This is a genomic window from Roseburia intestinalis L1-82 (assembly GCF_900537995.1).
GTDB lineage: Bacteria > Bacillota > Clostridia > Lachnospirales > Lachnospiraceae > Roseburia > Roseburia intestinalis.
The window spans coordinates 3,656,580-3,675,216 of sequence record NZ_LR027880.1 but is presented as its reverse complement, the minus strand read 5'-3'; the positions used below and the strand labels follow the sequence as shown (position 1 = coordinate 3,675,216).

The window sequence follows — 18,637 nt, the reverse complement described above, 5'->3', positions numbered from 1 at the left end:
GCTTTTAGGAGGAGTAAGATGAATGCGTTGGAGAATCTGCTGATCATAGCAGGCATATCGCTGGATATATTTGCAGCCATGGAGTGTCAGGGATCACTGGTAGCAAAGATCGACAAAAAACAGCTTGTCAAACTGTGTGCACTGATTGCTGCATGGCAGATGGCAGCGCTGTTCGTCGGAAGCTACCTGTCAGGACTTTTGTACCGTAACACCATAACGCACAATGAAAAAGTGACCGGGTTTGTCATTGCAGCAGCCATCTTTTTCTGCCTGGGAGTGCGGCTGGTTGCAAAAGCCATAAAAAATGAGCGCATTGTAGAGCACTGTGAACAGAAGCTTGGATGGAAACAGTTACTGGCGATTGCGGCAGTTACCAGCATTTATACCCTGCTGACCGGCATTGCATTTGGCTTTCTGGGAACAAATCTTCTTGTCATGCTCCTGATGATCGCAGGACTTACGATCGCGGTTGTTGTGACCGGTATCTATACCGGATATCACCTTGGATTTGAGCATAAGACAAAAGCATATATTGCGGGAGCAATTCTTCTGTGGATTGCAGGGATAGACGTTATCGTAAGACATATTTTGCGGTAGATAACAGATTGTACGCTTTTGTGCAATTTGACAGACCTAAAATTGAAAACCACCTTTTGACACACGAATCTATGAAGAAAAGAAAATCCGGTTTCACACTGTCAGGTAAAAATCTGGCAGCGGGGAACCGGATTTTTTTGTACGTTGCAACAAGGTTTTTTCTTCGCTATAATGAAAAAAATGGAGGCAAAAAACAGATGAAGATTTTACTTACGGCGATCAATGCCAAATATATACATTCCAACCTTGCCGTGTATAATCTGCGTGCATATGCCGCACATTACGCAAAAGGCATGGCTGATTCCGATACAGTAGAGATCGGGGAATATACGATCAACAACCAGATGGAGGATATTTTAGAGGGAATCTACAAGGCGAAGCCGGATGTTCTTATGTTTTCCTGTTATATCTGGAATATTGCATTTGTGGAGGAACTGGCGGAAGAATTTCACAAGCTTCGTCCGGAAGTGCCGGTCTGGGTAGGAGGTCCGGAGGTTTCGTATGAGACGGAGAGTTTTTTAAGAGAACACCCGCAGATCACCGGTGTGATGATCGGGGAAGGGGAAAAGACATTCTGTGAGCTGGCGGAGTATTATGCCGGGAAAAGCCGGAGAGACAAAGAAAAGCAGAAAATACAGGAAACACAGAGAACAGGAGAGGGTAAAAGCACGGAGGAAAGATCGAAACCTGGAGAAATCCCAGGGATCGCATACCGGAACGGGGATGAGATCATCTTTACCGCACCGCGGGAAATGCTCGATTTAAGTGACATTCCATTCTGCTATGACAAGGCGGGCGATTTTAAAAACCGTATCATTTATTATGAGTCGAGCCGTGGCTGTCCGTTTTCCTGCAGTTACTGTCTTTCCTCTGTGGAAAAGCAGCTTCGCTTCCGGGATGCGGAGCTTGTGAAAAAGGAACTGCAGTTTTTTATTGACCGGGAAGTGCCGCAGGTAAAATTTGTGGACAGGACATTCAACTGTAATCATGCGCATGCAATGGAGATCTGGTCTTACATTAAGGAACATGATAACGGAATCACCAATTTCCATTTTGAGATCTCTGCAGATCTTTTGAGGGAAGAAGAACTTGCATTGATCGGAACGATGCGGCCGGGGCTGATCCAGTTAGAGATTGGTGTGCAGTCGACGAACGGGGCGACGATCAAAGAGATCCACCGCACCATGCAGTTAGAACGGTTAAAGGAAGTTGTGAAAGAAGTTCAGAAACATGAGAATATCCATGAGCATCTGGATCTGATCGCAGGACTCCCATTTGAAGATTATGACACGTTTGCAAAATCCTTTGATGAGATCTATGAACTCCGCCCGAACCAGCTCCAGCTTGGATTTTTAAAGGTGTTAAAGGGCTCCTATATGTATGAGCATGCGAAAGAATATGAGATCGAATACCACAGCAGACCGCCCTATGAAGTGCTGAAGACAAAGTGGCTTCCCTATGAGGATGTCTTAAAGATACGTCAGGTGGAAGAGATGCTGGAAGTGTATTATAACAGCGGGCAGTTTGAAATTACGATGAAGGTGCTCGGAGTTTTATTTAAGAGCGCATTTTTCATGTTTCAGGAGCTTGGAAAATATTATGAGAGAAACGGCTATTTTGGCATGAGCCACGCGAGGATCCGGCGCTCGGAGATCTTGCTGGAATTTATCAAAGAAACATTTGCCGGAGATATCACTGCCGGAGAACAGCGGAATATTACGGAGGCAGGGAAAAAAGCTGATCATCTGGAAATCCTGGATATCATAAAAGAAAGCCTGATCTTTGATCTTTATTACCGTGAAAACTGCAAGAGCAGGCCTGCCTGGGCAAAAGATTTAAGTGTATGGAAACAGGTGACGCGGGCATACTGCAAAAATGGAAAGCAGTCGCATGTGGAGTGTTTTTCCTATCGTTTTCCGGATAAAGGGGAACGGGTATTAAAAGAACTGCCCAAACGGGCAGGAAAACCATTGTATGCGCTGTTCGATTATACGGACAGGGATCCATTAGACCATCAGGCGAAGGTGACGTGGATCATGGAGGATGAGGATGCAGGATTATGTAGTCATTGATCTTGAAATGACAGGTCTGAATGCAAAGACCGATCATATTTTAGAAGTAGGGGCAGTCAGAGTCCGGAACCATCAGGCGGTCGATAAATTTGGTGCAATTTTATGCCAGAACGTAAAGATACCGGAAAAAGTAACTGAACTTACCGGGATCACGGAGGCGATGGTGCAGGGCGGCATGGAAAAAGAAGAGGCAATGCGGCAGTTCTTTGAATTTATCGGAGAGGATATCATCGTTGGGCAGAATGTGATTTTTGATTATGGATTTTTAAAGCAGTGGGCGGTAAATCATAATATGCCATTGGAACGGAGTGCGGTTGATACATTAAAACTTGCAAGGAAATTTTTGCCGAAAGAGCAGAAAAAGGATCTGGAAAGCCTGTGTGCCTACTTTGGGGTAAAAAGAGAAAATGCCCATCGTGCATTTGACGATGCATATGAAACATGGCAGATTTACGAGGCACTCAGGGAACGATACGAGGAGGAATCTGCCGGAGATTTCATGCCAAAGCCGCTTCTTTATAAAGCGAAAAAACAGACGCCGGCAACGGCACGGCAGATAAAATACTTAAGAGAATATGCGGCGCATTATCAGATCAAACTGCCGGAAAATTTCCCGGAGATGACAAGGAGCGAGGCATCAAGACTGACGGATCGGCTGATCGCCACCTATGGGAAAATGCCATAAAATATTATGTGTGGAACGAGCCGGATGTCTATGAAGCATGATACGGATCATTGTACCGGCGTATTTGCGGTATCTTCCGGGAGCATGGCGGTCAGTTTTTCTACGATCGAACGTTTCATCAGAGAATCAAGCTGTTCTGCGGATGCAAGGAGTTCCCGGATCCGTCCGTTTTCGCCGGAAGACTGATAGATCTTAGCTAAAAGCAGATAATTCTGGCTTAAGTCGGAGCCGATACTGATACCATATTCTAAAATTGTACGGGCATCATCGGTATGACCGAGTTCGAAAAGCTGTCCGGCATAGGCGGTAAGCGTCTGACAGAGTGTGGTAAAATTTTGTTCGTATTCCGTCAGGGCAGGGAGACTGGCAGTACCGTAAGTGATCTTCAGATCAGTATTGGTCTGTGTGCCGAAATTGACGATCTTTTGCCCGGAAAGCGTCTGCAGGGTATTTTCATAATTTTTTAATAAATCATTTTCGTACATACCTATTGGAAATTTGTCAAAAGGTATGGTAATATAGGGGAGTCCGCTTAAATCCTGTAGGCGGGTGTTGTTTGCGATGGATTCCCTTTTCCAGAAGCGGTCAGTTACGTTCTCCTGGGAGCGGTTTGAACGTTTACGGAAAAATGTGAACAGGCAGACAACTGCAATGAATAAACCTAAAAATGGCATGTGAAATCCTTTCCGTGCCGTGTTTTTTGAAATGGAGGTACATTTATATGTATGATTTCAGTAAAAAGAAAAATAAAAAAGTACTTGCAGCAGTTGTGATCATTCTGGTTGGAACGATGCTGCTTACGACTGTACTTGCGGCACTGTTGTAATAAATCTGTTCATGTAAAATATACTAAAAACAGGGCAAACAGTCAAATATATTCGTGGTAATGCACCTTGAAAAAGAGGGCAGTTGTGATAAAATGAACAGCAAAGATTCAGCAAAAGTAATAGTTTCAGAGGGAAAAGATGAAAAAAACAGGTAAAATATTAGCAGCTCTGGGGTTAGCCGTGGCATTTGGCGCTATTTTAAATCCGACGCAGGCAAAAGCGGAAGACACAGACCGTATTGCGCAGGGAGTTTATATTGGCAATATTGATGTCGGCGGTATGACAGAGCAGGAAGCTTTGAATGCAGTGACTGATTATGTAAATAATGCAGGGGAAGCTGTATTTACACTGACTGCAGGAGAGCATAGTACGCAGGTAAAGGCATCGGATCTGGCACTCGAGTTTACCGATATGAATGTTGTTTCAGAGGCGATGGATGTCGGAAAAAGCGGCAATCTGATTAAAAAATACAAAGATAAGAAAGACCTTGAAAATGGCAGTGTTGTCATTGATATGGTGTTGAACGTAGATCATGATACAGTATCAGAACTGCTTGCCGAGAAAGCGGATGAGCTCGATCAGAAGGCAGTGGACAATGGTCTGGTGCGTGAAAATGGAACATTTAAGATCATCAAAGGGTCACAGGGTGTTGAAGTCAACGTAGAAAAGTCGATTGCAGCGATCGAAAATTACGTCAGTAACGACTGGGACGGACAGGGTGGAAATATTGAACTTACAGCAGAGATCGTGGAGCCGAAGGGAAGCGAGGAAGAGCTTTCTAAGGTAAAAGATTTGCTCGGTGGATTCAATACGAATTACAGTTCTTCTACCCAGAACCGCTGTGACAATATTGCAACGGCAGCAGGCAAGATCAATGGAACTGTTTTATATCCGGGAGAAGAGTTTTCTGTTTATGAGACGATCGGACCGTTAGATGCAGCCAATGGGTATGAACTGGCCGGAGCCTATGAAAATGGACAGACCGTACAGTCCTATGGCGGTGGCGTCTGCCAGGTTTCCACAACATTATATAATGCAGTTATTTTAGCGGAACTTGAAGTTACCGAGCGTTCGAACCATTCTATGATCGTTACCTATGTCAAACCATCCATGGATGCTGCGATCGCAGGCGATTACAAGGATTTAAAATTTGTCAATAATCAGGACGTACCGATCTATATTGAAGGATATACTTCAGGAAAAAATGTTTACTTCAATATTTACGGGGAAGAGACAAGACCTGCAAACCGTAAGGTGACATATGAGAGTGAAGTTGTATCAGAACAGGATCCGGGCACACAGTTTGTTGCAACCGGAGATCCGGTGGGAACTATGAGTGTATCCCAGGGAAAACATGTCGGATATGTGGCACAGCTCTGGAAAGTCGTTACGGTAAATGGTGTCGAAGAGAGCCGCGAAGTATTTAATAAGAGTACTTATAAGGCATCACCAAAGATCGTAAACGTTGGAACGGCATCGGAAGATCCGAATGCATCAGCGACAATCGGTGCGGCGTTGGCGACCGGTGATGAAGGAACGATCTATGCCGCAGTTGCCCAGTTTACTGCAGCGGCAGCAGCCACACCGGAACAGCCGGCAGAGAACCAGTCTGCAGAGGAACAGGCAATTGTCGGAGACGGACAGGTGGACGTCAGCGGAGATAACGGTGGAAATGGTCAGTAATTTATTATAAGAAACAAAAAGAGGCTGCCTCGTAAGAGACAGCCTATAACTATAAACAGGAATGGAGTTTGCGATGAAGATTGGAAAAGTACCGGAGAATGTGCTCAAACGCTCCGTATTTAAACAGATACATACCAAAAGACCGGAGGTTGTCTTAGGCGCCGGTGTGGGAGAGGACTGCGCGGCGGTCAAGCTGGCAGAGGATGAGACACTTGTGATGTCAACAGATCCGATCACAGGAACGGCACAGGATATCGGTACACTTGCAATCCAGATTACGGCAAATGATCTTGCCAGTGCCGGGGCAGAGCCGGTCGGCGTTCTGCTTACTGTCTTGCTTCCACCGGAGATTGAAGAGCCTGATCTAAGAGAGATGATGCAGCAGGTAGAAGCTGCATGTGCAAAGGCAGGCGTGCAGGTCATGGGCGGTCATACGGAGATCACGGCAGTTGTCAACCAGCCGGTTATTTCCGTTTGTGGTGTCGGCAAAGTAAAAGACGGATGCCTGATCTCTACCGGAGGGGCAAAGCCGGGCATGGATATTCTTGTGACAAAGTGGATCGGGATCGAGGGAACCTCCATCATTGCAAAGGAAAAAGAAAAAGATCTTTTAACAAGATTTTCTGCACCATTTATCGAAAATGCGAAAAAACTGGATGTATATTTATCCGTGCTTTCAGAGGCTGCAGTCGCCGTTCGGTCTGGCGTTAGTGCTATGCATGACGTCACAGAGGGCGGTATCTTTGGTGCACTCTGGGAAATGGCAGAAGCATCTGGCGTCGGACTTGAAATCGATTTAAAAAAGATTCCCGTTCGTCAGGAAACAATCGAGATCTGTGAATTTTTCGGAATCAACCCATATGAACTGATCTCAAGCGGTTCTATGCTGATGGCAGCAGCCGATGGCAATCTGCTGGTAAATGAACTGAAAAAAGCAGGAATACCGGCAACAATTATCGGAAAAGCAACAGCCGGAAATGACAGAGTTTTATTAAATGAGGATGAGAGACGGTTTTTAGAGCCGCCGAAGACGGACGAATTATATAAAGTTGTATAATGTGTGAAAATCAGATTTTTCACACAAAAACAGACTGCAAGTTTCGTTTAGCGGGCAGATCTGTTGTTATGGATTAAAGCAGTGCTCAAAAGAGTACAAATTATGGAGGATAGGATTATCATGCGTGAAAAGATTTTAACTTTTATAGAGAAGAACAGCAGAATTGATTTAAAGGAACTGGCAATTATTTTAGGTGTAGATGAGGCAGCCGTGGTAAATGAGCTTCAGAAAATGGAAGAGGAGCATATTATCTGCGGATACCATACCCTGATCGACTGGGATAAGGCGGGAATTGAAAAGGTGACAGCTTTAATCGAGGTGCGTGTCACACCACAGCGCGGAATGGGATTTGACAAGGTGGCAGAGCGCATTTACAACTATCCGGAAGTAAATTCCGTTTATCTGATCTCCGGCGGATTTGATTTTATGGTAACGATCGAGGGAAAGACACTGCGTGAGGTTTCCCAGTTTGTTTCCAATAAACTTTCACCGCTTGATTCTGTTTTAAGTACAAAGACGAATTTTATTCTGAAAAAATACAAAGATCACGGAACCGTTATGGCAGAACCGGCAAAAGATGAAAGGATAGAGATGTAATATGAGAGATCCATTAAATAAAACAATTACAACGATCCAGCCGTCCGGGATCCGTAAGTTCTTCGATGTGGTACATGAGATGAAGGACGCAATCTCCCTTGGTGTCGGCGAGCCGGATTTTGATACGCCGTGGCATATCCGCGACGAGGGTATTTATTCCCTGGAAAAAGGAAAAACACATTATACCTCAAATGCAGGTTTAAAAGAGTTAAAGACAGAGATCGACCGTTATCTGAACCGTCATTACGGGATATCTTATGACGTGGATCATGAGATCATGGTGACGATCGGAGGCAGTGAAGCAATCGATGCGGCAATGCGTGCTATGTTAGATCCGGGGGATGAGGTTTTGATCCCACAGCCGAGTTATGTGTCCTATGTGCCGTGTGCTGTTTTAGCAGGCGGAGTACCGGTCGTGATCGAGTTAAAGGCAGAAAACGAATTTCGTCTGACTGCAGAAGAGTTAGAGGCTGCGATCACGCCAAAGACAAAGCTTTTGGTACTTCCGTTCCCGAACAATCCAACCGGGGCAATCATGGAAAAATCAGATCTTGAAAAAATCGCGGAAGTGATCAAAAAACATGATATTTTTGTATTGAGTGACGAGATCTATTCAGAGCTTACCTACCTTGAGAAACATGTGACGATTGCGTCTCTGCCGGGAATGTGGGAGAGAACGATCGTGATCAACGGTTTTTCCAAATCACATGCCATGACAGGATGGCGTCTCGGCTATGCATGTGGACCGCGTGTGATCATTGAGCAGATGTTAAAGATCCACCAGTTTGCGATCATGTGTGCACCGTCCACCAGCCAGTACGCAGGCGTGGAGGCATTAAAAAACGGTGATGAGGATGTGGCACAGATGCGTGAGGAATACAACGGAAGACGCCGCTATCTGCTGCACCGTTTTAAGGAGATGGGATTATCCTGTTTCGAGCCGTTTGGAGCATTTTATGTGTTCCCATGCATCAGCGAATTCGGTATGACATCCGAGCAGTTCGCCACGGAGCTTTTAAATACAGAGAAGCTTGCAGTCGTTCCGGGAACGGCATTCGGAGACTGCGGGGAAGGATTTATCCGTATTTCCTATGCGTATTCGCTGGAGAATTTAAAAGAGGCGATGAACCGCATGGAGGCATTTATTACAGGGCTGAGAAAACAGGGTGAAAAACAGGCATGACAGCTTATTTTTCATATTGTGGTCTGTTTGGCAGACTGCCTGGAAATGAGGATTATTATGGCAAAGTTAAATATTGTTTTATATGAGCCGGAGATCCCGGCAAATACCGGAAATATCGGAAGAACCTGTGTCGCAACAGGGACAAGGCTCCATCTGATCGAACCGCTTGGATTTCATCTTGATGAAAAATCGATCAAGCGTGCCGGGATGGATTACTGGAGTGAGCTTGATGTGACGACCTATGTGAACTGGGATGATTTCTGTGAGAAAAATCCGGGTGCAAAGATCTATATGGCAACGACAAAGGGACGCCATGTATACACAGAGGTTTCCTACGAGCCGGACTGCTATATTATGTTTGGAAAAGAGAGTGCAGGAATCCCGGAGGAGATCTTAAAAGCCAATCCGGATACCTGTGTGCGGATCCCGATGATCGGGGAGACACGTTCACTGAACCTGTCAAATTCCGTTGCGATCGTGCTCTATGAGGCACTCAGACAGAATCAGTTTGACCATATGAAGCTGCAGGGAGAACTGCACAGACTGCGCTGGGATGACTGATACGGGAAGGAATAAAAACAGATGGGAATTATTAAGGCAAAACAGCTTGTGCATGAATATATCAGACGTGATGAAGAGGGAAACGTAGAGTCGATCCAGACTGCCTTAGATCATGTGGATCTCGATGTGAAGCAGGGAGATTTTATCGCAATTTTAGGACATAACGGTTCCGGTAAATCTACGCTTGCAAAGCATATCAATGCACTGTTAGCCCCGTCCGAGGGTAGTCTTTTTGTGGACGGCATGGATGTTTCAAAAGAGGAGAATGTCATTCCGGTGCGAAAGACCGCCGGAATGGTTTTCCAGAATCCGGACAATCAGATCATTGCCAGTGTAGTGGAGGAGGATGTCGGATTCGGACCGGAAAATATCGGTGTGCCGACCGATGAGATCTGGCAGCGTGTGGAGGAGAGTTTAAAGGCAGTCGGTATGTTAAAATACCGTCATCATTCGCCAAACAAACTTTCCGGAGGTCAGAAACAGCGCGTTGCGATCGCGGGTGTCGTAGCGATGGAGCCAAAGTGCATCGTGTTAGACGAGCCGACCGCAATGCTTGACCCAAACGGAAGAGCGGATGTCATCCGCACTGCGCATGAACTCAATCAGAAAAAGGGTGTCACGATCATTCTGATCACACATTATATGGAAGAAGTCGTCGGTGCAGATAAGGTGATTGTGATGGACAAGGGGAAAGTTGTCATGCAGGGGACACCGCGCGAAATTTTTTCCCAGGTCGGAAAGTTAAAGGAATACCGGCTGGATGTACCGCAGGTTACGATCCTTGCTGACCTGCTCAGACAGTCTGGACTTGATATTCCGCTTGGCGTGCTGACGCGGGAAGAACTTGTGGGGCATATTCTGCGAATCGCACAGATCGATTCATGATCATGGAATGTGTATGATGTGGAGCACGATGATAGCATGATTGTGGAACGTGTATGATGTGGAGCGCAGAGATGGAATATCAGTAGAGCAGGCATTTTATGGTTATATGTTTTTAAAAGATCATCTGATTTTGAGTAAAATGGAAGGCTTTTGGGGTGCTGCTCTGCAGTGGGTGCCCCAGAAATGAGGATGAACATGTCAATTATTTTAGATAAAGTGAATTATGTATACAGCGAAGGGACTGCGTACCAGATCCAGGCGTTAAAGGATGTAAATTTAACGATCGAGGATGGACAGTTTATCGGCGTGATCGGACATACCGGTTCCGGAAAGTCCACCTTGATCCAGCACTTGAACGGTCTGATGAAGGCGACATCCGGGACGATCTATTTTCATGGTCAGGATATTTATGAAGATGATTTTGACCTGCGTGAATTGAGAAACCGCGTCGGGCTGGTATTTCAGTATCCGGAGCATCAGTTGTTTGAGACAACGATCTTTGACGACGTGTGTTTCGGACCGAAAAATCAGGGATTGTCGAAAGAGGAGGCAGGTCTTCGGGCATTTGAGGCGCTGCGGAGTGTCGGACTGCCGGAGGAGCTTTATTACCAGTCTCCGTTTGATCTTTCCGGTGGACAGAAACGCCGTGTTGCGATTGCGGGCGTGCTTGCCATGAAGCCGGAGGTATTGATCTTAGATGAGCCGACGGCGGGACTTGATCCGGCAGGACGTGATGAGATCTTAGATCTTGTGGAGCGGATGCACAGGGAACGCGGTATTACGGTTATTTTAGTATCGCACAGCATGGAGGACGTCGCAAAATATGTGGAGCGTATTATCGTGATGAATCACGGCAGTGTGATGTTAGACGGTGCGCCAAAAGAAGTATTCCGCCACTACAAAGAACTTGAGGCGGTTGGACTTGCAGCACCGCAGGTGACTTACCTGATGCATGAACTGAAGGAAAAAGGTCTGAATGTGGATACAGATGCAACCACGGTGGCGGAGGCAAGAGCTTGTCTGCTCGAGGCGCTGACCGGAATAGATTCTGGAAAAACAGACTTTCATATGTAACGGTTCGGAGGAAGAAGATGTTAAGAGATATTACACTGGGCCAGTATTATCCAGCGGATTCCGTCATTCATAAACTGGACCCGCGCGTAAAACTGTTTGCTACATTTATTTATATTATATCATTGTTTTGTTTTAAAGGGATTGCGGCACTTCTGTTTGCGACTGTATTTTTGATCTTCTGCATCAGAACGTCCAAAGTTCCATTTAAGTTTATGGTAAAGGGCTTGAAGGCGATCGTGGTGCTGATGCTGATCACGGCGGCATTCAACCTTTTTCTGACACCTGGTACGCCGATCGTGAAATTCTGGATCTTTAAGATCACGGCAGAGGGGGCACAGAATGCGATTCTGATGGCGATCCGTCTGACCTACCTGATCCTTGGAACCTCGATCATGACACTTACGACGACACCAAACCAGCTCACGGACGGTCTGGAAAAATCACTGATGCCGTTATCAAAGATCGGTGTTCCGGTTCATGCGATCGCGATGATGATGTCGATTGCACTTCGTTTTATCCCGATCCTCATCGAGGAGACAGACAAGATCATGAAGGCACAGATGGCGAGAGGTGCTGACTTTGAGAGCGGAAATCTGTTACTGAGAGTGAAAAACATGATTCCTCTTTTGGTACCGTTATTCGTCTCTGCGTTCCGTCGAGCAGACGACCTTGCGATGGCTATGGAGGCGCGCTGCTACAATGGCGGCGAGGGCAGAACCAAGATGAAACCTCTGCGTTACGCAGGCGTGGATCATAAAGCATATGTGCTTGTGATTGGGTATTTTGTGGTTATTTTGCTGTGCAGGTTCTTTTTACCGTTTCCGCAGTAAGGTAAGTTATGACGCGGGAAATTTTTGCAGTGCCGGCAGGCTGAGGTTCATGATGGAATGCCGGCAGGGTATTTTGTCATTTTGGAATGGTATTGCACAAAGCTGGAAAATAGTAGCGGCTTTGTGCAATTTGACAACCACTAAGTTGTGTGCCACCCTTTGCCACCCGAATCTTATGAATGAAAAAATCTCACAGGAGGAATATTCACCTGGCTAAGAAGAAGTTCCATTCATACAAAAGTTTGAACATGGGCGAAACAGATGAAAAATAGAAGTAATTTACCCATTTGTTGATAGAAAATCAGTCAAAATACAGGAAAATGGGCGAAAATGACATGAACCAGCGTAAATAGCCCGCAAAAATGAAAAATCCAGGGTGAAACGGGAAAATAGAAGAAGATTTCGCCCAAAACAGTGAAAAAGATGTTGAAAAGAAAGAAGGAATGGGCGAAATGATGCTGAGAGATTAGGTTTTCACCCATTGGATATTGAAGTGCACGGACTATTCTGTTCTACGGATTTTTTAAACAGAACAGAAAGTCAGCGTGAAAAATAAGCTTGATTCCAGGGATATTTGTCTGTTGGAAAAACAAGCGGCTTTTACGGCAATATATAAAAATATGTCTGCGGGAAGGTCAGATTGTTGCCGCTTTATCGCAGCATGCGGCTCAGAACAGGAGATTACTATGCGTGTAAAAATGATCGTGGCGTATGACGGCACGAATTACAAAGGATGGCAGGTGCAGCCGAACGGTATCACGATAGAAGAAGTGCTAAATAAGAATCTTTCGAATCTTCTGGGCGAGCAGATCGTGGTGAGCGGTGCGAGCCGGACGGATTCGGGTGTACATTCCCTTGGAAATATTGCAGTATTTGATACGAACACGAGGATGCCGGCAGATAAAATTGCATTTGCACTCAATCAGAGACTGCCGGAAGATATTGTGGTGCAGGGATCCTGTGAGGTGGAGGATGGCTGGCATCCGCGCTATCAGAACAGCAGAAAAACTTATGAATACCGTATTTTAAACCGGACATTCCGTATGCCGACAAGACGGCTGGATACCTATTTTTATCATTATCCACTGGATGTGGAGAAAATGAAAAAAGCGGCATCTTATCTTGAGGGAGAGCATGATTTTAAGAGTTTTTGTGCGATCGGTGCACAGGTAAAGACGACGGTGCGCACGATCTATGCCTGTGATGTGGAAAAAGAAGGAGATATCATCACGATCCGCGTGACGGGAAACGGTTTCCTTTACAATATGGTACGGATCATTGCAGGGACATTAGTGCAGGTTGGCGGTGGTGCGATCAAACCGGAGGCGGTAAAAGGAATTCTTGCAAAGAAAGACCGCAGCGCGGCAGGGCCTACGGCGCCGGCACACGGGCTTACGATGATGGGGATCGAGTTTGAAAACGTAGAATGAGAAAGAAGTGCACTTTGAAAAGATGTTACAACAGGGCAGGATGTTTTTGAATGATGCAGAAGTCAGTTTAAAACAGGCTCATTCATTTCTTCTAAAAGCACGTTTGTGTCAATCACGGACAGCTTTTTCCCAAAAGCAAAAATGAGGATGGAATCCCGTTTGTTTTTGGAATAGAGCTGTCCGTTTTTTGTGAGCGTGAGAGCACGCTGTGTTTCCGGGAGCTCAAGCTTTAGTGCAAGGCAGAGAGAAATGACTTTATCACGGGAGGGACTTCGCCTGCCGTCTAAGATCTGATAGCCGTAATTGCGCTGAATCTGGGCTGCAGAGATCAGTTTTGAGGCGGTCACGCCGCGGGCATGCATCAGTTCATTTAAATATTCCGGAAAGGTCACGGAAGATGTCATGTCTGCAAGTGCGTCAGTGTATTGTTTTAAATCGGAAATATTTTTGGCGGAAGAGAGAAGCTGCATCAGTTCGCCGGTCGTTTTCTGATCCATAAAGTCTCCTTGAATTGTACTGTAAAAAATAATAAAATATTTTTATACTACAAATTGTAAATGCTGGTTTGGGCGCATGAACTGCCCTGACATTTATAATATCGTGTTGTACAGATGAATGCAAGAAAATGGTGGGAAATTATATGCGGTTAGATGAGGAGTACTGTTTGTCAGAATATGTGGATCTTGGCAGACTGGGTGACAATGAAAAAGTACATATCGTAAGAAACCAAGTGAATGGTGTGATTGGTGTGCGAAAGTATGTTGCATTGGACCTGGAGGAGATTTATCTTTTTTTAAAGGAAAATCCGAATGCGTATATACCAAAGATCTATGAGTGTATTCAGACCGATACGAATCTGATCGTGATTGAGGAGTACTTGAGCGGAAAAAATCTGGAAGAAATGTTAAAAGAAAAATATTTTTCGGAGAAAGACGCTGCTGATATCATAATCTGTCTGTGCAATGCGCTTTACCCTTTGCACCATGCAAAAATGCCAGTCATATGCAGAGACTTGAAAGCAGAGAATGTGATTCTGACCAATGAGGGGGAAGTGAAGCTGGTCGATTTTGACATTGCGAGAATCTACCAGCCTGGCAAGTCAAAGGATACTGTTATGATGGGAACGCAAGGCTATGCGGCACCGGAACAGTTTGGGTTCGGACAGACGGATGCGAGAACCGATATTTATGCGATGGGTGTGCTGCTTAATTATATGCTTGTGAGAGAGTTCCCGATGGAAAAGCTGACCGAAGGAAAATTCAGGACGATTGTGTTAAAATGCATTAAGATAAACCCTGAGGACCGGTATCAGAATGTGGATGAACTTAAGGCGGATATCTGCAATGCAGCGGAAATCCCCTGCAGTAGTATGGATAGTGATAAAAATAAGTTTTATTGTGCGCAGAGCTGTAAAAAAGATCAAGCCGGTGAAATCCCTTTTTATAAAATACCGGGATTTCGGACAGGAAAAGTATGGAAAATGATCGTCGCAGTCATAGGATATGCGTTGGTCACAGTTACTGCGTGGTCGTTAGAAGCGCATGATGCGAATGGAAAACTGCTCCCGCAGTCAAAATTGACACTGGAACGGCTGGTGGTCTGGCTGTCGCAGATCGTATTTATATTTTTTGTCTGTGATTATATGGGAATGCGGAGAAACATACCGGTTGTAAACAGTAAGAACCGGTTCGTAAGACTGATCGGTTATGCTGCAGCGGAATTTATATTTCTTTTTGCTGCAGCTGCCATCTGCGCGATCTTAGAAGCAATATTATTTTAAATGTAATTTGACAGTCAAAAATTGAACTTACTATTTGAACTCAACATTATATAATGTGAAAATGTATGCACGGTGCATACCAAAAATAAATGAAATACGGCTAAGATGGGAGAAGCATAAGACAGAGATGTTTTACGCTTCTTTCTTTTTGTCCGCCTGGGTCAGATATTCTTTCAATATCATATTGATATATTGGGAAAAAGAACGGTCGTCCTGCTCGGCGAGGAGCTTTAACTGTTCAATGATGTCTGAATCAAGTGTGATGCTTACTTTATTTTTTAATGGTTTCATAGACAGCCTCATTTCGTTTTCGATTAAATAACTCTATTTTTATATATACGATAAATGGTTGACATATACCACTAAGTAGGATAAAGTAGCATAAAGTAGGATGAAATAAAAAGTAGTAAAACAAAGGAGTAAAATACGTGCCAAGAGTGCTGGGCATTGCTCACCAAAGGGCTCGCATTTTGCTCCGCAAAACAAGGAGTAAAATCCTCTGCTCACCAAAGGGCTCGCATTTTGCTCCGCAAAACAAGGAGTAAAATCCTCTGCTCACCAAAGGGCTCGCATTTTGCTCCGCAAAACAAGGAGGATTATGAAATGGAAAATGAAACAAAGTTGTGCAAACACTGTAAGAGTGAGATACCGAAAGGCGCGAAGGTCTGCCCAAACTGCAGAAAGAAACAGGGCGGTATCGGGAAATGGATCGTGATCGTTGTGGTGGTGGTTATTATTATTGCAGCAATGTCGGGCGGTGGAGCGGATAAAACGAAAAAGGTAGAGAATGCCTCGACGCAGAATAATACAGATAACAAGGCTGATGTGGTGAATGATACTACAGAAGATACCTCTGTCAAACAAGAAGATAGTGAGAAGGATATATTTGGTATTGGTGAAACTGCAGAAATGAATGATGTGCAGGTTACAATGGTCAATTATACGCAGAGCAGCGGGTCAGAGTATAATAAACCGGCAGATGGAAATGAGTTTGTTCTGGTAGAGTTTGAAATCGCAAATAATTCTGATTCTGAGATAAATATAAGCAGTATGGCGAGTTTTGAAGCATATGCGGACGATTATGCACTGAATTATTCAGTGAGTGCTCTTTTGGAGAAAAATGATCAAAATCAGTTAGATGGAACCATTGCAGCAGGGAAAAAAATGAATGGTGTGATTGGGTATGAGGTTCCGGCGGACTGGAAAACAATCGAAATTCATTTTAAGGACAATGTATGGAGCAGTAATAAATTTAAGTTTGAGATAACGAAATAGGCAGATTAGAGGCGGACATCTGATAAAGGATATCCGCCTCTTTCAGAGTTAATTTGGAAGATAGTTTTATTTGTAAAAAGTTTGATCTAAAGTAAAAAAATCCTTGACACACAAGGCGTCGTGTACTATACTATTTGAGTCTGTGATAGTGAAGTAATGTCAATCCAAAGCCCCGGAGCGACATTTAAACTATAAACAATTTATTGAATACCAAGCGGTGTGTCCTGGACATTCACATTGCAGAGGTGTTCCGTAACATTATTTCTAGGAGGAAGATCAATGAAAACTTTTATGGCTAGCCCAGCTACCATTGATAGAAAATGGTATGTAGTTGACGCTGAAGGTATGACATTAGGACGTTTAGCATCTGAAGTTGCTAAAGTATTAAGAGGAAAGAATAAACCAATCTTTACACCGCACATCGACACAGGTGATTATGTAATCGTTGTTAACGCTGAGAAGATTAAAGTAACTGGTAAAAAATTAGACCAGAAGATCTACTACAATCACTCTGATTATGTAGGTGGTATGAAAGAGACTACCTTAAAAGAAATGTTAGCGAAACATCCGGAAAGAGTTATCGAGCACGCAGTAAAAGGCATGCTTCCAAAGGGACCTTTAGGAAGAGAGATGTATACAAAATTATTCGTATACGTTGGACCGGATCACAAGCATGCAGCTCAGAAACCTGAAGCTTTAACATTTTAATTAGGAGGGAAAAACAGTGGCTAATACAAAGTATTACGGAACAGGAAGAAGAAAATCATCTGTTGCCAGAGTATATTTAGTACCAGGTACAGGTAAAATTACCATCAATAAAAGAGATATGGATGAGTATTTCGGATTAGAGACATTAAAGGTTGTTGTTCGTCAGCCTTTAACTGCTACCGAGACAGCTGATAAATTCGACGTTTTAGTAAACGTTCGCGGTGGTGGATACACAGGACAGGCAGGAGCTATCCGTCATGGTATCGCTCGTGCATTATTAAATGTAGATGCTGACTACAGACCAGTATTAAAGAAAGCAGGATTCTTAACACGTGATCCTCGTATGAAAGAGCGTAAGAAATACGGTCTCAAAGCAGCTCGTCGCGCTCCACAGTTTTCAAAGAGATAATTATCTCGAAAGAGACAATCGAATTATGTTTACAAACCCCGGAAAATCAAGGTTTTCCGGGGTTTTCTTATACCCAAACGGGTTGATATGTTTCAAAGTGAAGTTCCTTAAATCTTTGAAGCCGCAAAATGATGCAAGCTCTTTCTTTGATTTGGATTCTATGCAGAAAGCCAAAATTTGCGTAGACCACTTCCGCGGCGTTCCATGTATTTCATGCGGTGAAAATTCCTTTGCGATTTTTTGGTTGACAATGTCAAAATTACATAGTATCCCCACTCGCTTGAAACCTTGAAGCGTTCTGGCGCGGCGGAGATCGAGCAAGTGGCAGCTTCAGATACAGTGAAAAATATACTTTGCCTTGGGACGGAGATAAATGAGATTCTTGAAACACTCATTGTGCGTGGGCAGAAAAGCGGCGAGGTAAGAAAAGAAGTTGTTCCTGTGCTGACGGTCTATGTCCTCTCCACAAGCATTGATTCGCTGCTTGCGCTTGCCGAGACAAAGGGAAAATTCATTTGCGCGCAGAATGGTATGACAGAAGAGGAGTTCCTCGACTATGGTTTCCGACAGATAATCAACTCTATCCTTGAAGTACGAATATGATGAGGGTGCGACATGGATAAAATGTATCTTAGAGATGCAGTATTGGCAGCGCAATGAGAAAGTTATATGAGAAAAACGCATAACGAACCACGCAGATTTCGCTTGAGATATTATGACGATTCAAGAGGTTAAGAGAGCGTAAAGATCATTGCAATCAGGAAAAGGTGAGGTGGTATAAATGGTTGAAAATATAGAAAAGAAATTAGAGTGGCTTCACTGTCCCAGATGCGGCGGGAAAACGAGGACACAGATACGTCCACATACGGTGTTAGAGGATTTTCCGTTATTTTGTCCGAAATGTAAATATACTTGTGTGATTTATTTTAGAAATAAAAAAATTGAAGAAATTAAAACGCCAGACGCTTAGACGCAGAGCAAGAC

Annotated in this window: 21 protein-coding genes; 18 read left to right on the top strand and 3 right to left on the bottom strand. The window is 44.3% G+C overall.

Features of this window, described 5'->3' with window-relative positions:
- Positions 1-18 precede the first annotated feature (18 nt).
- From RIL182_RS17260 to RIL182_RS17250, 3 genes are all read left to right on the top strand, one after another.
- The gene (locus RIL182_RS17260) at positions 19-597 is read left to right on the top strand and encodes a manganese efflux pump MntP (protein WP_006856348.1); all 579 of its coding nucleotides are present in this window, start codon (positions 19-21) and stop codon (positions 595-597) included.
- 197 nt (positions 598-794) lie between these two features.
- Positions 795-2,669, top strand: a complete 1,875-nt coding sequence (locus tag RIL182_RS17255) for a B12-binding domain-containing radical SAM protein (RefSeq protein WP_242655506.1) — start codon at positions 795-797, stop codon at positions 2,667-2,669.
- Positions 2,647-3,354: a 3'-5' exonuclease gene (locus RIL182_RS17250; RefSeq protein WP_006856350.1), complete on the top strand. Its 708-nt coding sequence runs from the start codon at positions 2,647-2,649 to the stop codon at positions 3,352-3,354. The genes RIL182_RS17255 and RIL182_RS17250 overlap by 23 nt, the downstream gene beginning before the upstream one ends.
- A 47-nt stretch (positions 3,355-3,401) precedes the next feature.
- Here RIL182_RS17250 and RIL182_RS17245 read toward each other — a convergent pair whose 3' ends face one another.
- Positions 3,402-4,028, bottom strand: a complete 627-nt coding sequence (locus tag RIL182_RS17245) for a hypothetical protein (protein WP_006856351.1) — start codon at positions 4,026-4,028, stop codon at positions 3,402-3,404.
- A gap of 291 nt (positions 4,029-4,319) precedes the next feature.
- Between RIL182_RS17245 and RIL182_RS17240 the strand changes: the two genes are divergently transcribed.
- The 9 genes from RIL182_RS17240 (at position 4,320) to truA (ending at position 13,481) form a co-directional block, all read left to right on the top strand.
- Entirely contained in the window at positions 4,320-5,864 is a 1,545-nt protein-coding gene (locus tag RIL182_RS17240; RefSeq protein ID WP_006856352.1) for a VanW family protein, read from the top strand.
- Between the two features lie 73 nt (positions 5,865-5,937).
- Positions 5,938-6,921 carry an AIR synthase family protein gene (locus RIL182_RS17235; RefSeq protein ID WP_015560216.1) on the top strand — a complete coding sequence of 328 codons (984 nt, stop codon included), beginning with the start codon at positions 5,938-5,940 and terminating at the stop codon, positions 6,919-6,921.
- A gap of 120 nt (positions 6,922-7,041) precedes the next feature.
- A complete protein-coding gene (locus RIL182_RS17230) occupies positions 7,042-7,518 on the top strand; it encodes an Lrp/AsnC family transcriptional regulator (RefSeq protein ID WP_015560217.1) in 477 nt (158 codons plus the stop codon).
- 1 nt (position 7,519) lies between these two features.
- Positions 7,520-8,701, top strand: a complete 1,182-nt coding sequence (locus tag RIL182_RS17225) for a pyridoxal phosphate-dependent aminotransferase (RefSeq protein WP_006856355.1) — start codon at positions 7,520-7,522, stop codon at positions 8,699-8,701.
- 57 nt (positions 8,702-8,758) lie between these two features.
- On the top strand, positions 8,759-9,262 hold the full coding sequence (locus RIL182_RS17220) for a tRNA (cytidine(34)-2'-O)-methyltransferase (protein WP_015522173.1): 504 nt from the start codon (positions 8,759-8,761) through the stop codon (positions 9,260-9,262).
- Between the two features lie 21 nt (positions 9,263-9,283).
- A complete protein-coding gene (locus RIL182_RS17215; protein ID WP_015522174.1) occupies positions 9,284-10,147 on the top strand; it encodes an energy-coupling factor transporter ATPase in 864 nt (287 codons plus the stop codon).
- 195 nt (positions 10,148-10,342) lie between these two features.
- Positions 10,343-11,221 (top strand): energy-coupling factor transporter ATPase, encoded by an 879-nt coding sequence (locus RIL182_RS17210; protein ID WP_015560218.1) that lies wholly within the window; start codon positions 10,343-10,345, stop codon positions 11,219-11,221.
- 17 nt (positions 11,222-11,238) lie between these two features.
- Positions 11,239-12,051: an energy-coupling factor transporter transmembrane component T family protein gene (locus RIL182_RS17205; protein ID WP_006856360.1), complete on the top strand. Its 813-nt coding sequence runs from the start codon at positions 11,239-11,241 to the stop codon at positions 12,049-12,051.
- 686 nt (positions 12,052-12,737) lie between these two features.
- Positions 12,738-13,481, top strand: a complete 744-nt coding sequence (gene truA, locus RIL182_RS17200; protein WP_044998803.1) for a tRNA pseudouridine(38-40) synthase TruA — start codon at positions 12,738-12,740, stop codon at positions 13,479-13,481.
- 62 nt (positions 13,482-13,543) lie between these two features.
- Here truA and RIL182_RS17195 read toward each other — a convergent pair whose 3' ends face one another.
- Complete coding sequence (locus tag RIL182_RS17195; protein ID WP_006856363.1) at positions 13,544-13,978, bottom strand: helix-turn-helix domain-containing protein; 435 nt, start codon at positions 13,976-13,978, stop codon at positions 13,544-13,546.
- 143 nt (positions 13,979-14,121) lie between these two features.
- On the opposite strand from RIL182_RS17195, the gene RIL182_RS17190 reads away from it, so the two are divergent.
- Positions 14,122-15,261, top strand: coding sequence for a serine/threonine-protein kinase (locus tag RIL182_RS17190; RefSeq protein WP_242655507.1), 1,140 nt, complete (start codon positions 14,122-14,124; stop codon positions 15,259-15,261).
- 132 nt (positions 15,262-15,393) lie between these two features.
- Here RIL182_RS17190 and RIL182_RS17185 read toward each other — a convergent pair whose 3' ends face one another.
- On the bottom strand, positions 15,394-15,564 hold the full coding sequence (locus RIL182_RS17185; protein WP_006856365.1) for a CopG family antitoxin: 171 nt from the start codon (positions 15,562-15,564) through the stop codon (positions 15,394-15,396).
- 300 nt (positions 15,565-15,864) lie between these two features.
- Here RIL182_RS17185 and RIL182_RS17180 point away from each other — a divergent pair, with 300 nt between their 5' ends.
- The 5 genes from RIL182_RS17180 to RIL182_RS17155 all read left to right on the top strand — a co-directional run bounded on the left by RIL182_RS17180 (position 15,865) and on the right by RIL182_RS17155 (position 18,623).
- The gene (locus RIL182_RS17180; RefSeq protein ID WP_044998771.1) at positions 15,865-16,536 is read left to right on the top strand and encodes a DUF4352 domain-containing protein; all 672 of its coding nucleotides are present in this window, start codon (positions 15,865-15,867) and stop codon (positions 16,534-16,536) included.
- Between the two features lie 279 nt (positions 16,537-16,815).
- Entirely contained in the window at positions 16,816-17,244 is a 429-nt protein-coding gene (gene rplM / locus RIL182_RS17175) for a 50S ribosomal protein L13 (protein ID WP_006856367.1), read from the top strand.
- A gap of 16 nt (positions 17,245-17,260) precedes the next feature.
- Entirely contained in the window at positions 17,261-17,653 is a 393-nt protein-coding gene (gene rpsI / locus RIL182_RS17170) for a 30S ribosomal protein S9 (protein ID WP_006856368.1), read from the top strand.
- Between the two features lie 321 nt (positions 17,654-17,974).
- The gene (locus tag RIL182_RS17160; protein WP_022113304.1) at positions 17,975-18,256 is read left to right on the top strand and encodes a hypothetical protein; all 282 of its coding nucleotides are present in this window, start codon (positions 17,975-17,977) and stop codon (positions 18,254-18,256) included.
- Between the two features lie 178 nt (positions 18,257-18,434).
- A complete protein-coding gene (locus RIL182_RS17155; protein WP_006856371.1) occupies positions 18,435-18,623 on the top strand; it encodes a cysteine-rich KTR domain-containing protein in 189 nt (62 codons plus the stop codon).
- The last annotated feature ends 14 nt before the right edge of the window (positions 18,624-18,637 follow it).